The sequence below is a fragment of the Allocoleopsis sp. genome, assembly GCF_036703385.1.
GTDB lineage: Bacteria > Cyanobacteriota > Cyanobacteriia > Cyanobacteriales > Coleofasciculaceae > Allocoleopsis.
This window is the reverse complement of record NZ_DATNPA010000182.1, coordinates 1-13,731: the sequence shown is the minus strand read 5'-3', so window position 1 is coordinate 13,731 and position 13,731 is coordinate 1. Positions and strand designations below refer to the sequence as shown.

12 protein-coding genes and 1 pseudogene are annotated in these 13,731 nt (G+C 45.0%); 6 read left to right on the top strand and 7 right to left on the bottom strand.

The features are described from left to right. Positions 1-29 precede the first annotated feature (29 nt). From V6C93_RS09205 to V6C93_RS09195, 3 genes are all read right to left on the bottom strand, one after another. Positions 30-2,261 carry an SLC26A/SulP transporter family protein gene (locus tag V6C93_RS09205; protein ID WP_333476356.1) on the bottom strand — a complete coding sequence of 744 codons (2,232 nt, stop codon included), beginning with the start codon at positions 2,259-2,261 and terminating at the stop codon, positions 30-32. A 243-nt stretch (positions 2,262-2,504) separates the two neighbouring features. Further along, on the bottom strand, positions 2,505-4,739 hold the full coding sequence (locus V6C93_RS09200; RefSeq protein WP_333476355.1) for an SLC26A/SulP transporter family protein: 2,235 nt from the start codon (positions 4,737-4,739) through the stop codon (positions 2,505-2,507). A 132-nt stretch (positions 4,740-4,871) separates the two neighbouring features. After that, entirely contained in the window at positions 4,872-5,057 is a 186-nt protein-coding gene (locus V6C93_RS09195; RefSeq protein ID WP_333476354.1) for a hypothetical protein, read from the bottom strand. Between the two features lie 201 nt (positions 5,058-5,258). On the opposite strand from V6C93_RS09195, the gene arsB reads away from it, so the two are divergent. Next, positions 5,259-6,320 (top strand): ACR3 family arsenite efflux transporter, encoded by a 1,062-nt coding sequence (gene arsB / locus V6C93_RS09190; protein WP_333476353.1) that lies wholly within the window; start codon positions 5,259-5,261, stop codon positions 6,318-6,320. Positions 6,321-6,353: 33 nt separating this feature from the next. Next, positions 6,354-6,749 carry an arsenate reductase, glutathione/glutaredoxin type gene (gene arsC, locus V6C93_RS09185; protein WP_333476352.1) on the top strand — a complete coding sequence of 132 codons (396 nt, stop codon included), beginning with the start codon at positions 6,354-6,356 and terminating at the stop codon, positions 6,747-6,749. A 67-nt stretch (positions 6,750-6,816) separates the two neighbouring features. Here arsC and V6C93_RS09180 read toward each other — a convergent pair whose 3' ends face one another. Further along, a complete protein-coding gene (locus V6C93_RS09180) occupies positions 6,817-7,749 on the bottom strand; it encodes a TetR/AcrR family transcriptional regulator (protein ID WP_333476351.1) in 933 nt (310 codons plus the stop codon). Positions 7,750-8,078: 329 nt separating this feature from the next. On the opposite strand from V6C93_RS09180, the gene V6C93_RS09175 reads away from it, so the two are divergent. Beyond that, on the top strand, positions 8,079-9,071 hold the full coding sequence (locus V6C93_RS09175) for a Rieske 2Fe-2S domain-containing protein (protein ID WP_333476350.1): 993 nt from the start codon (positions 8,079-8,081) through the stop codon (positions 9,069-9,071). 160 nt (positions 9,072-9,231) lie between these two features. Here V6C93_RS09175 and V6C93_RS09170 read toward each other — a convergent pair whose 3' ends face one another. The 3 genes from V6C93_RS09170 to V6C93_RS09160 all read right to left on the bottom strand — a co-directional run bounded on the left by V6C93_RS09170 (position 9,232) and on the right by V6C93_RS09160 (position 10,860). Further along, the gene (locus V6C93_RS09170) at positions 9,232-9,507 is read right to left on the bottom strand and encodes a DUF1830 domain-containing protein (RefSeq protein ID WP_333476349.1); all 276 of its coding nucleotides are present in this window, start codon (positions 9,505-9,507) and stop codon (positions 9,232-9,234) included. A gap of 37 nt (positions 9,508-9,544) precedes the next feature. Continuing rightward, on the bottom strand, positions 9,545-9,853 hold the full coding sequence (locus V6C93_RS09165) for a hypothetical protein (protein WP_333476348.1): 309 nt from the start codon (positions 9,851-9,853) through the stop codon (positions 9,545-9,547). A 314-nt stretch (positions 9,854-10,167) separates the two neighbouring features. Continuing rightward, positions 10,168-10,860: a response regulator transcription factor gene (locus V6C93_RS09160; protein WP_333476347.1), complete on the bottom strand. Its 693-nt coding sequence runs from the start codon at positions 10,858-10,860 to the stop codon at positions 10,168-10,170. Positions 10,861-10,962: 102 nt separating this feature from the next. Here V6C93_RS09160 and V6C93_RS09155 point away from each other — a divergent pair, with 102 nt between their 5' ends. From V6C93_RS09155 to V6C93_RS09145, 3 genes and pseudogenes are all read left to right on the top strand, one after another. After that, positions 10,963-12,330 (top strand): ATP-binding protein, encoded by a 1,368-nt coding sequence (locus V6C93_RS09155; protein ID WP_333476346.1) that lies wholly within the window; start codon positions 10,963-10,965, stop codon positions 12,328-12,330. 361 nt (positions 12,331-12,691) lie between these two features. After that, positions 12,692-13,162 (top strand): group II intron maturase-specific domain-containing protein, encoded by a 471-nt coding sequence (locus V6C93_RS09150; RefSeq protein ID WP_333476345.1) that lies wholly within the window; start codon positions 12,692-12,694, stop codon positions 13,160-13,162. A 313-nt stretch (positions 13,163-13,475) separates the two neighbouring features. Then, a pseudogene (locus V6C93_RS09145) lies at positions 13,476-13,731 on the top strand (serine/threonine protein kinase); the annotation flags it as partial.

The window sequence follows — 13,731 nt, the reverse complement described above, 5'->3', positions numbered from 1 at the left end:
TGAAAGCACCCTCTTCTATAGTTCTTGGGCTACTGTAGGAGATTTTGTAGTTCTGCTTGGCGAAGTTTGAGACGTTCAGCCAGCAAGTTAACTATAAATTTATGAAAGGCGATCGCAAGTTGAGGTTGTTCAATCTCTATCCTCTCAAATGCCTGGGTGGAAAGATAATAGAGTCGGCTGGACTGGTCAGCGACCACTGATGCCGAGCGGGGTGCGTTTGCATACAGACCCATTTCGCCGAGGATAGTCCCACTGTTGTAGGTTTGTAGTCGTTTTGTCTGACCATTCGACAGTTCGAGGACGACACTGAGCTGACCCGATTCCAGGAAGTAAAGACCATTAGAAGGCTCTCCTTGTCGAAACAGCAAGTCACCTTCGGGAATTTTCAACAGTTCCAGATACTTCATCAGTTGGGAAATGAGGTCAGGAGCAGGGAAAATGCTTTTGAGTTGTAGCGCCAATGGCACAAATCGACGGCGACGCAATTTACTCGTTTCTAGAATTTGGTTTTCACACCACTCCAGACCTCGATCAAGGTCAGGAAATACCTGGTATATGGCATTTTCTGTATCCCATGCGCCCCCTTGCCGGAGTTGTTTTTCGAGTACCCTGGGCAGATGGGTAAACACTAGGCTGATTTGCCGCTGCCCAGCCATTTGCTTGAGTTTGACAAAACTCACCACTGCCGAAGAGTCCAGGCCACTCACCAAGCGAAAGTCCAACACAACAAAACGCAAGGGTTGCAGATTCGGATCACCCAGGCGCTGACGAATTTGGTTGAGTAATTTGTTGGCAGTACCAAAAAAGATCAACCCTTGCAGTTGAAGAACATAGATTTGCTCTCCTTTGTCCCGCAGCAGGCGACTCTGGTTGATCGGTCTTTGTACATGGCTAGTGTGGTTGGCTCCTGAGAATGTATTCTTAGTGACACTGATCCGGCTGTAGTTGATGGCAAAGAGAATGACCGCAGCAATTATGCCTACACTCACGCCAGGGAGAAAGCCAACGGCGGCGATGACGAACACAATCAAGATAATCAGACAATAATCAGCTAGAGGAAGCTTAAACCACGCCCAGTAGACCCACTCCACCAGTAACTCTAAACCCAGAAACAGCAGCATCCCTCCCACAATCGGTTTTGGGAAGAAGGATAAGACCGATGCCCCCAACATCAGCATTACTGCACAAACTGTAGCGGAAAACAAGCCCACCAAACGGCTGGTTGCCCCCATACTGTAAGCGAGAGACGACTCACTAAGACCGTGGAAGCCACCCATGCCACCCCCCAAGCTAGAGACCAAGGTGGCAATCCCTGCCGTTTTGAGTTCGTGGTTGAGATTGATATCCCGCCCCGTCGCTAACTCTATGCCATTGACACTGAGCAGGAGCGCAATGATATCTATGATCCATATCGTTGCGAGATGGGGAATTTGCCGGAAGATTGTCAGCCAATTTGCCCCAGGCAGGGCTGATAAACTTAACGGTTTTAACATTCCTCCTTCTGGGAAAGGCCCCAGAAGCAGACCCCTAGCACTAGCCTGTGCAACGGAGGTGTCAGTAAACAGCAACACCAGGTAAAAAATAGCGATCGCACCTAGCAACATCCCTGGCAAAATCAGGGCATGATGGTAGAACTGCAAAATTACCAACAGCAGCACAGCAAAAACCAGCCCAGGCAACCACTTGAGGAGCTGTTCCGGCTCAAAAAGCTGCCCAAGTTGTGAAAATTGCAGCGACAGATTGGTCATTAGACCGATCGCACCTAGTACCAACAACCAGCCCGATCCAGCCAGGAAGCCGCCAATCACTGGATAAGGAATAAACCGGATGAGTTCGCCTAGCCTAAAGTGACCCACAACTAAGAAGAATAGTCCCGTAACCAGAGCATTAAACACAATCGCCCCGACAACGGTGAGCAACGTTTCCTCCGCCGAAGCAGTTGCCGACAGGGTGGTAGTAATAGTGCTAGCAACCAGAGCCAAAACGGCGGCAGTAGTGTCTTGAGGGCCGGCAAATGTACCCGGATAGGAACTGATTAAGGCCGCGATCGCGCCAACTACAGCAGCAGTAAACAGAGTAATTCCTATAGCCGTGGGTAAATAATGAGAAAGGTTCCCTGAGAAAATTAGGGCGGCAAAGGATACTGAGTTGGTGACCGCCAAGACCCCAACAACCAAACCAGCCATTAAACTGGGTAGGAGTCGAGTTGGGTGAAACTCTTGTTGGAACCAAGCGAATGGTTTTATGCCTGGTAGCTGCACTTCTTCCCAATAGTTCCTAAAGGTTTAAGCGTAGACAAACTTAGTGAATATAACTCGTCTATCAAAGGGAGTCAGTTAAACTACAATATTAGGTCTTAAGAGATTGTCATTTTTTGAGCTGATATTATTTTTCTATCAAATTAACATTGAGATTTTACCTGAGTTCGACCTAATACGCAAACGAACGAAAGAATGCCAGCTCATTCAAGACGGCAGTCTTGCAATCTCTCCTATGTTTTTGGGCTACTGTAGCAAATTTTGCAGTTCTTCTTTGGAATGTTTGAGTCGTTCAGCCAGCAAATTAACGATAAATTTATGAAACGAGGCCGCTAAGCGAGGTTCTTCCGTTTCTATCCTCTCAAATGCCTGAGTGGAGAGATAATAAAGATGGCTGAACTGGTCAGCGACAACGGAAGCTGAGCGGGGGGCGTTTCCATACAAACCCATTTCGCCGATGATCGTCCCACTGTTATAGGTCTGTAGTCGTTTAGTCTGACCACTTGGCAGTTCGAGGACAACACTGACCTGACCCGATTCCACGAAGTAAAGACCGTCACAGGAGTCCCCTTGCCGAAACAGGAACTCACCTTCGGGGATTTTCAACAGTTCCAGATACTTCATCAGCTGGGAAACGAACTCAGGAGCAGGAAAGATGCTTTTGAGTTGTAGCGCCAATGGCACAAATCGGCGGCGACGCAATTTACTCGTTTCTAGAATTTGGTTTTCGCACCATTCAATGCCCCGATCTAGGTCAGAAAAGAGGTAGCAAATCTTATCTTCGAGTTCAATTAGACCACCGCGCTGGAGTTGTTTTTGAATGATGGGTTGGAGGTGAGTTAAAACCAAATTAAATTCTTCCTTCTGGGCTAATTGCTTCATTTTAATGAAGCTCAAGACTGCCGAGGAATCCAGGCCGCTAACTAAGCGGAAGTCAAACACTACAAACTCTAAGTTGGGGAGATTGGGGTTTTCTAAGCGCTGACGGATTTGGTCTAAAAGTGCGTTGGCAGTGCCAAAAAAGATGAAGCCTTGTAAAGCTAGGATGTAGATGCGATCGCCTTTTTGATGGAGGAATCTTTGTTGGGGAAAAGAACGATTAACATTGCTTTGATGAGTCGCTCCAGAGAAGGCGTATTTGATCACCGGGTTACGACTGTAATTAAAAATAAACAAGAAGCAAGAGATGACAATGCCTGCACCCACTCCTTGCAGGAAGCCCCAAATAGCAATAATCACCAAAATCAAAACAATTAGGGCATAATCAACGCGGGGAAATTTAAACCAGGCTTGATAAACCCAGCGAATCAGAAGGCTCAAGCCGATATACAGAAGTAAACCCCCCAAGATTGGTTTGGGGAAGTAGGACAGGAAAGACGAGCCGAAGATCAGCACGGCACCACAAAGTCCCCCAGCAATCACCCCCGCCAGAGGACTGTTGGCTCCAGCTTGACGACTCAACAGACTCCGGTTGATCGATAGATAGCCCACCATACCGCCACAGAAGCCATTAAGCAGGTTAGCAATCCCATTAACCCGTAACTCCCGGTCTAAATCCCCATTGCTTGAAGTGGCGAGTTCCAGGCCAGTTGCATTCAGCAGGATGGAAATTACAACCACTACCATCATGGCGACCAACGTGCCACTTTGATGCAGCAATACAGGCCAATCGACTTGGGCAAAGGTAGAAAAGCTCCAAGCCTGCCAAAGCTCATCCTTCGGAAACGGCTTAAAGAACCATCCTTCGGGATTGATTTTCGAGAAGAGGGTATCGGTTAACCCCCACAAGGCGTGAAATAACACAACACCTGCGACCAGAAGGCAAGGCAAAACGAGAAAGTGCTTGTAGCGATCGAGCACGAACAACAAAACTAAGGCAAACAGCAGACCTATCAACCAATGTATAAAGCTCTCAAACTGCATTAGCTGAGGAAGTTGAGCAAGACCGAGTGGTACACCTGCCATCACCTTGAAGGAGCTGCGAGCGAGCAGCCAGCCAGTTCCTGCCAGGAAACCGCCCATCACCGGATAGGGAATGAACCTCGCCCACCGCCCCAAACGCAGCCAACCCAGAATAAACAGAAATAGACCCGTTAAAATCGTGCCGAGGGTAATGGCGACCCAAACCGTAGGAAACAGCCGTTGGGCTGCATCAGGAGACTCCAAAGACTGAGCGATCGCACTGGCCATCACAGCCAAAATGGCAGAGGAGTTAGAATCGGGCCCAGCCACCACAAAGGGAAAAGAACTTCGCGAAGCCACGATAATTGCTGTGATAGTAGTGCCAATCAATGCGCTACCAACCCCTTGAGGAAAAAAGTGAGTCAGATTCCCAGAAAAGATGAGTGCGGCGAAGGAGATGCTATAAACAAGGGTTACCAATCCTGCCGTCAATCCAGCCAATAGGTTAGGTAGAAGGGATTGCAGCGTCAATGCCCGCATCAGTGTTGGGTAATTGGGGGTCTTAGTTAACAGTCGCATTCACGAATAGAGAGGTTTTGGCATTACACCCGACGAAAGCTGGATATTAATGTACCAGTTTTCTTAAATTCTCCTTAACTTTATTTTCCAGCTAACTTCATTGACAAATCAATTTTTTTTGAAATAATTGAATTACGTTCTCAGCAAAAAAAATCTAGGTAAGGTTTGATAGCTCATAGTATAGGTGTAACTTCTGCGCGATCGCACCCAGAAGTCTGGGACTTGTCGCAAGTTTAACCTTGCTGCCTCACGAAATTCCTCTTTAGTGCAGTGTTCGGCTTCTGCCCAGGTATTCCTTAACCCAACAACTTTCTTCAAATTTTTTCAAATCAAATTCTTGGTTTAATAAAACAACTTTTTTTGAAATGTATGGCAACACCCCACCGAGGAACTAACTAGGGCAAGAGCGATGAATCAAAATCTACCCGCAAAAAGCAGCACCTCAGTGGATGAGGCTGACGACATCTCTCTAGGAACGGTTTAATACTGAGTTTTCCTTTCAAGAGTTGCATTGAACCCATGAAAAAACATAATTCAAAACATCTATCTTTTCTAGATCGCTTCCTAACTTTATGGATTTTCCTAGCAATGGCTGTCGGCGTTAGTCTAGGCTATTTCTTTCCTGGAGTAGAAGCATTCATCCACCAATTCCAAGTTGGAACAACCAACATCCCCATTGCGATCGGCTTAATTTTAATGATGTATCCCCCCTTAGCAAAAGTGCGATATGAAGAGTTAGGGGATGTATTTCGCAACGGAAAAATCCTGGGTTTGTCGTTAGTGCAGAATTGGGTCATTGGCCCAGTGCTGATGTTCGTTTTAGCGATTATATTTTTGCGCGATTACCCAGAATATATGGCTGGCTTAATCATGATTGGCTTAGCCCGCTGTATTGCTATGGTGATTGTGTGGAATGAACTCGCGAAAGGAGATACAGAATATACAGCCGGACTTGTAGCTTTTAACAGTATCTTCCAAGTTCTCTTTTACAGTGTTTATGCTTGGTTCTTCCTCACAGTTCTGCCACCTCTATTTGGATTGAGAGGTAGCGTTGTCAACGTAGGCATTGCAGAAATTGCCCAAAGTGTTTTCATTTATCTGGGAATTCCTTGTATTGCTGGATTTTTCACTCGTGTTGTCTTAGTAAAAGCAAAGGGTAAGGGGTGGTATCACAGTAAATTTATCCCCAAGATTAGTCCGATTACATTGATTGCCTTGCTCTTTACTATCGTGGTCATGTTTAGTTTAAAAGGTAATTTAATTGTACAGATTCCGATGGACGTTATCCGGATAGCGATTCCACTCCTCATCTACTTTGTATTGATGTTCTTGGTAAGTTTCTACATGGCCTGGAAAATTAAAGCGAGCTACGCAAAATCTGCGAGTTTAGCGTTTACGGCAGCTAGCAATAATTTTGAGTTAGCGATCGCTGTCGCCGTTGCTGTGTTTGGAATTAACTCTGGTGCTGCTTTCGCTGCCGTGATTGGACCATTGGTGGAAGTTCCTGTGCTGATTACTTTAGTGAGTGCAGCCTTACAGTTTCGGAAGCGGTTTTTCAAGACCGATGGATTAGCGGTTTAGTCAATTCATTTCTTTCTCAAAAGCGGTATCAGTATGAAGCATGTAATGTTTGTGTGCAAGAAAAATTCCCGCCGTTCCCAAATGGCAGAAGGATTTGCTCGGATTTTGGGAGAAGGCAAGATAGCTGTTAGCAGTTCGGGCCTAGAAGCTTCTCAGGTCGATCCGACGACTGTTGAAGTGATGTCCGAAATTGGTATTGACATTAGTGAGCAAACCTCTAAACCTTTAAGTGATTTCAATCCCGCAGACTATGATGTTGTGATTTCCCTCTGCGGTTGTGGAGTAAACTTGCCGGAATCTTGGGTGTTGCGGGATGTGTTTGAAGACTGGCAACTAGATGACCCAGAGGGGGAATCACTCGAAACGTTTCAGCGTGTCCGCGATGAAGTGAAGGAACGAGTGACAAAATTGGTGGAATCGCTGAGTTAGCTATCTCATCCACAGTTGCAGTCAAACATAGTACTTTATTTCAAATAGCAGTCAGTACAGTCAGTTATTAAGTTTTGTCGCTACTTGTCGCAAGTTTGTTCCATAACGGATTGAGGCGATAGAAAAGCCGATTAGTCTTGCCCTCAGGCCGCAGCAAACCCTTCTCCACCATTTCGCGTAATTCTCGCTGTAGCGTCCGCCGGGAAGTCTCCGGGCAAATTTCCTCAAAGTTCTGAATGGTTAGCCCACCCTGCGCGATCGCAAACATTAAGGCTTGGCATTGGCGTTGAGAAAGTTGGTACTGCTCGCACAGTACATCGTAGGGAAGCGACTCTCCATCACGGGGTTGCCCCTCATCGTGTAATACCTCATCCCCAACATAAGGACGTAAGTAAGCCACCAATAGCTCTCGCATCTCCTCATAAAGCTGCTGGCGATGGGTGTAATGACTACGTAACGCGACTAGAAGTAAACTGTTGTAGCACTGAAGGCAGACCTCAGCTAGCAGTTCGCTTTTTTCCTTACTCAGCGTAGGGTTTCGCAGCCGTAACTGTGTCGCAAACTCTTGGATGAGTGATTGATTAAAAGTCTCATCGAAATACTTAAACATCTCTGGAGCGACGCAGTATTGAATGTAGACGACTTTCGGTCCCGGATGCTCAAAGTAGACAGCAAACGTCTCTACTATCTGCTGAACCATAGACTCTAGTGGCTGTTGAGCCATCTGGGGAGTCATTAACTTGGCGTGGATGGCTCTTACCTGCTCCATGTGACGTTCTTCTAGAGCATGAAAAATCGCCAACTTATCTGGAAAGAACTGGTAAAGTGAACCGATCGCCGTTCCCGCACGCGCTGCGATCGCATGGGTTGTTGCTGCCTCGTAACCCACAGAGGCAAACACCTCTGCCGCCGCTTCTAAAATCCGCTCAACCCGTTGTTGGCTGCGTTTCTGCTTAGGTTGGCGACGCAGAGATGTAGTGTTTGAGCTTGAGGTGTTCATGAATTCAGCGTAACTCCTGCGATCGCCCCGCTTTGATACATGTGAACACTACGCTACAATTCTGCCTTGACAAACATGAATATTTAGTCATAATTTTAAATAGATACGAAAAATTTGTCACATTTCCATTTACGTTCGTACTTCCACCTGACCTATTCATTGCGAGGTCAACTTTTGGTTGCACGTTCATCATTTCTTGGATGCTTGCTTGCATCTAATTTGGGCTGACGATAAAAAAACGCTTGCCCATGACAGACATATTGCATTGCTTCTGGTGAAATAACCAGTAGCCAAAAATGTTCATTCAGTTAATCAGGAATACAACACCTATGTCTATGCTTGAAGGTGCACCTTGGCTATTGGCACACAAATCGATGTTGGAGGTTAATAAGCCTAAAAAAGTATCTCTTTATGGTACAGACTATGTGCTTTGGCAAGATCGAATGGGCAAAATAAATGCTTTACCCAATGCCTGTCCGCACATGGGAGCCATGTTGTCTGAAGGATGGTGTCAGGAGCGTGACGATAAAACAAGTGTAGTCGTTTGCCCGTTTCATGCCCTTGAGTTTGATGGTGAAGGGTGCACAATTTTACCAGGGTCGAAGAAGAAAACGCTACCGCAACTCAAGCCCCTAGAACTGATTATTCAAGGGGATTTTATTTGGTCGTATGGCGGGTATGAACCCAAAGTACCGATTCCTAATATCCTGAATGAAATTACTTCTCAATATGAGTTTATTGGTCATACGGCTGACATCAGTGTAGAGACGGATTTGCTCTCGATGCTGCTAATTATGCACGACTACAATCACCAAAATGGCACGCATCGCCCTCTATTTAGGATTGAGGAAGTACAGTTTGAAAATTTTATTGATGACGGTCATCATTCCCATGCTTTTTACAGCCTGCCAACATCCCCAACTAGCTTGAAGGAAAAACTGAGCAATCCCGATTTGTTACTGCTGCCAAAAGTCATCAAAGCTCATTTGGAAAATCACTTTCCATCTTTAGTAATAGCTCATGTAGAAAACTGGGTGGGTAAAGTTGCCCAAGTCCACTTATTTGTACCGGAGTCTACAACTTGGACGCGAACCTACGTATTGATGTACGGGATATTTAAAAACCCTGCCTTTAAAGCTCTAGGCCAAAAGTTTCTCAATTTTGCCCAAGTAATCGTCGAGCAGGATGCAGATATTTTGCCCAAGATTTACCCAAACACACCTCAAAAAATTAAGATTAATAATGAAGTTGGCATGGATTGGGTAAGGCGCAATTTTAAGAACTGGTCACAGATGGCAGACCTCACTCTGTCCAATTCGTAATTCGGAGAGTTTGAGGGGGAGCATCCCGTTTTTGTAAAAATACGGTCGGCGGGGGAGCGGAGGAGAATTTAGATATAAATTCTCCTCACCCTTAATCACCACTCCTCTTGAGATTGCTAAACGGAGTTGGCTACCTTTTTAAGGCCTTACTGTAGTCCAATCACCCATTTACTTGGAGCCGAGAGCAGCGTATTTTTTCGATTAAAACGCCACTAATCATCTCACCTGTATAAATTTCCAATTCAGCTTCTGAAAAAGCATTGAAAAGAATTTTTTCTGCCGGAAAAACGACTTGTTCAAAGTAGCAATTTTTGAAGTTGGAAATTTTTGCAATTTGAATTTTATCTGTTGTATTTCTGTAGAAACAGAGAATTGGCTGGCCTTCTGATGAAGTTTGGGTTTCCTGAACGGCGGTAGTTTTTAGGAATCTATTCATAGCCTAGAAGACAAAATAAAGTATGAATAATCTCTGCTTAGATTGGAGGTCGTTGAGATTTTTTACTCGATGCAATCACAAATTCTAAAACTGAGCTGGCAAGAGATAAATGTTCTTCGGGACTGAGGTGAGACTTTTGATACATTTCATTGAAGAACCGGAACAATGCTAAATAAGCCGCTTCTAAATCGGCTCGTATTTTGGCTAGCCTGAGAGCTTGCTCCCTTGTAGAATAAATTTTGCGATCGCATAAAGCCTTCTCCTCCCCTGGAAGCCAGCAGCGAAATGAATAGCCGGCTGGCTCTGGGATTAATTCAATGAGCCACCCATGATACAGCTCTTTCACGCAAGGCTTGCCTCCATCTCTGACCCATCAAAACTTATTGCCTTGACTTCACTGCCCCCTGAACTGAAAAAGTAACTGGAAAAGTATTTTTAGGTAACTTACGCAATCACCCCCTTAGTCCTCCAATCCTGGAGAGAACAGAACCTTAACTCCCAAATCAAGGGATTAGGGGGGCTTGCCTCACGGATCATGCGTAAGTGCTTTTCCTATTACCTACGCAAAAAGATACTATTTGCAGATGAAATAACCGTGCAGAATTTATGCAGAAATCGTGCAGAACAGATTTCCGTGCTTACCTCGGTATTCTAGACCTGTTACTTCAGGCGATAGCCGAGTCCATGAACCGTTTCAATGAAATCATCAGGAGCACCTAAATCCTTAAGCTTGTGCCGCAACCCTCGGATATGAGAGGTAACCGTTTCCTCAGCAGGGGAGTTATCCAGTGACCAAACTTGTTCAATAATGCCCGCACGGCTCAACACCCGCCTGCCGCTGGAAACCAACAACTCCAAAAGGGCATACTCCTTAGGGGTCAAAGACAGGAGCTTGTTATCGTAAGCCGCCTCGAAGGTACCGGGCTTCAGACACAAACTCCCCCAGCATAGACTCGCTGTACTTGAAGAACTGCCCCGCCGCAACAGCGCACGAACTCGAGCCATCAACTCTTCCAAATCAAAGGGCTTGGCTACATAATCATCGGCTCCAGCATCCAGTCCTGTAATCTTGTCAGCAACAGTATCGCGGGCGGTTAGCATCAGCACAGGTGAGGTAGAGTTGCGATGAGCGGGATTGCTGACTTCACAACTCCGCAACTTCTGACAGAATCGAATGCCGTCCAGCTTCGGCAGCGTCACATCCAGTACCACCAAGTCATACTTCATTGACTCAACCCAACTCCAGGCAACCTCTCCATCTTTGGCACTATCTACCACATATTGGCGTCGGGTTAGAGCTTCTGTGAGTACTTCCGACAACTGGATATCGTCTTCAACCACCAAAATACGCATAATTCAACTACAAAAATACGCCACGTCAGGATGCTTCGGTTCAGGTAGAGGAAGGTAGAGTAGAGGCAAGTTAACTGTATTATCCTTGACTTTTGCTAATCAATGAAGTGGTCTCTCGAAGGAAAATGGATTGCTGGGGGATTTAGCTTAACCCTGCTAATCATGGGGCTGGTCTGCGTCACCTCTTACAAGAACACAACAGAGCTAATTGAAAGTTCTGATCGGGTGCAGCATACCTATGAAGTTCTTAATACTTTAACTAGTTTTTATGCCTCGATGACCGTTGCAGAATCGGGGCGGCGGGGATATATCATTTCAGGCAGTCAGCAAGAATTAGAGCGTCATCAAATTGCTGTAGATAAGATGCGCTATGAGATTCAAGCACTCCAAAAGCAAATGAGTGACAATGCCATTGAGCAAGAGCGATTGGCAAGATTAAATGCAATAGTCACTCAAAGATTAACCTTGTTTAGACAATCGACCGCACTCTATCAAAGAGATAAATCAGCGGTTCAGGCTCAAGCTTTAATTACCGAAAAAAGTATAAAGCTCCGAACTGAGATTCAGAGTATCCTGACAGAATTCAAAGCTCAAGAAGAACGGTGGCTAAGGATTGGTGTTGAACAATCCCGCGCCAGTATGCACTACAGAATACTGATAGAATTTATCGGAACTGTTTTAAGCTTCGCCGTAATTTTTAGCGTATATTTGCTACTCTATCATCAATGGTCACAGCGAAAAAAACTTGAATTCCTCCAACAAAGCTTAGCTCAAGAGCAAGAATTGAGTGACCTAAAATCTCGGTTCTTTTCAATGGTATCTCATGAGTTCCGTACCCCTTTAAGCGTCATCTTAGTTTCGTCGCAGCTATTGGGGGAAATTCTCCAAAACTTGGTTGAGGAAAGTCATCTAAAAAATCTTTATCGCATTCAGTCTTCGGCTAAGTTAATGAATCAGCTTTTAACCGATATATTAACTCTTAGTAGAGCTGAAGCGGGAAAACTAGAGTATAAGCTAGAACTCCTTGATGTGCAGTCTTTATGTCTTAATTTAGTTGAAGATATTAATTTCTTTAGCCAGAAAGACCATACTCTTAAGTTTATCAGTCAAGGTTCATGTGTGCGTGTGAATTTGGATGAAAAATTACTATATTCTATCCTAAGTAATTTACTATTAAATGCGATTAAATACTCACCTCAAGGAGGGGATATTTATCTCATTTTAAGTTGTGAACCCGAATCAACTGTTTTTTTAGTGAAAGATAAAGGCATAGGCATTCACCCCGACGATCAACGGCAAATTTATGAGCCATTTTATCGCGGTCAAAATGTTGACAACATTACAGGCACAGGTTTAGGATTAGCGGTTGTAAAAAAATGCCTAGAACTCCACCAGGGAGAAATAATGGTGGAAAGTGAAGTAGGGGTGGGGACAACATTTACGGTCAGGATTCCTCACCAAAAAGTATGAAGTATGACGTAGAAAGTAGCATAAGCTGTTGTGCATTTAATTGGGAGTTAGATTGCAGCCTTTTTCTTGTGGGATGGGCATCCTACCCTTCCAAGTTATGCAATTTTTTATGCCGATTAGCTTATAGGTTATCCTCCAGCCTTTTTTAGCCATTCCTGCGAGAATCCCACGCTTGTACCCGTAGGGTACAAGTGATGGATGAGAGCGGGTAAAAAGGAGGTACTCGTTTGCGTAGTTTTTCAAGTAGCGCATTGTACCTTCTTTTTAAAACCTGTTGATTTATCATAATCCATCGACTATGATACACACCATGAAACTTCGCACTTTAATCCTCTTCAGATTCACAAAAGAATACTGAGGGATGGAAAGCTATCGATTGGCGCACAGCCGAGAGATAATCTCGGACTGGTTATCAGACATAGGCTTGGAATTGAAACTTGAGAAGACGAGGCTAACTCACACGCTCCATCCAGAGTTAAGTGAGGATGGTAAAGCTGGTTTTGACTTTCTAGGTCATCACATCCAGCAATACCCTGCTGGTAAATATCAAAGTGCAAAAGACACCAAAGGTAGGATATTAGGTTTCAATACACTCATCACCCCAACGAAGAAGGCGAGTAAGGCTCATCAAGAGGAAATCGGAAGGCTCATCACAAAACATAGGTCATCGCCCCAGGCGGTTCTCATAAAAAACCTTAACCCTGTTATAAGGGGATGGGCTTCCTATTATCAAAACTCCGACGTTCAATCAGTTGGAGAACTCTCAAAACAAGATTGCCTCACATACCTGAAACTTCGACGATGGGCAAAAAGCCGCTATGAATGGGAGTGAGTACAGGATGCCATTCGAGAGACAATCGCACAATGGAAAAGTCAGGGGATTCAGGACTGGGAAATTCTCGATATCTGGGCGAACCTTGCCCATCAACAAGGGAATTATGCGATCGCAGACAGCCTAGAATCTGCGGCCTATGAACTGGGCAAACCTATCGAGTAAAGCAAGACTCATCCCTATCGGTTATATTGTTTTGTCCGTTCATTTTGTAGATTTTGCACGAAATGTCCTGAAACAGTCTGCTCAATTGAGGGAAAGTGCTTAATAGCTTGAGTAAAAGCCTATCCAGACTCCCAACAGTAGCGACGATATGGTGCAAATCGAACAGATTCTACAAAATCGCTATCAGCTTAGACAACAGTTAGGACACAATGCCAGTTGTCAAACCTGGCTAGCACAAGATATTCGCGTCCAAGAGAGAGTCGTCGTCAAACTGCTTACCTTTAGCGACCAAGTGCAGTGGGACAATGTGAGGTTGTTTGAGCGAGAAGCTCAAGTTCTCAAGCAGCTTAACCATCCCCAGATTCCTCAGTATCGTGACTATTTTTGTCTGGATGACCAGATGC

What these genes read in the sequence shown, in the direction of transcription:
- V6C93_RS09150 (WP_333476345.1), top strand. Translation starts at nt 12,692, where the DNA reads ATGGAAAGCTATCGATTGGCGCACAGCCGAGAGATAATCTCGGACTGG.
- V6C93_RS09200 (WP_333476355.1), bottom strand. Translation starts at nt 4,739, where the DNA reads ATGCGACTGTTAACTAAGACCCCCAATTACCCAACACTGATGCGGGCA.
- V6C93_RS09155 (WP_333476346.1), top strand. Translation starts at nt 10,963, where the DNA reads ATGAAGTGGTCTCTCGAAGGAAAATGGATTGCTGGGGGATTTAGCTTA.
- V6C93_RS09170 (WP_333476349.1), bottom strand. Translation starts at nt 9,507, where the DNA reads ATGAATAGATTCCTAAAAACTACCGCCGTTCAGGAAACCCAAACTTCA.
- V6C93_RS09160 (WP_333476347.1), bottom strand. Translation starts at nt 10,860, where the DNA reads ATGCGTATTTTGGTGGTTGAAGACGATATCCAGTTGTCGGAAGTACTC.
- V6C93_RS09175 (WP_333476350.1), top strand. Translation starts at nt 8,079, where the DNA reads ATGTCTATGCTTGAAGGTGCACCTTGGCTATTGGCACACAAATCGATG.
- V6C93_RS09180 (WP_333476351.1), bottom strand. Translation starts at nt 7,749, where the DNA reads ATGAACACCTCAAGCTCAAACACTACATCTCTGCGTCGCCAACCTAAG.
- arsC (WP_333476352.1), top strand. Translation starts at nt 6,354, where the DNA reads ATGAAGCATGTAATGTTTGTGTGCAAGAAAAATTCCCGCCGTTCCCAA.
- arsB (WP_333476353.1), top strand. Translation starts at nt 5,259, where the DNA reads ATGAAAAAACATAATTCAAAACATCTATCTTTTCTAGATCGCTTCCTA.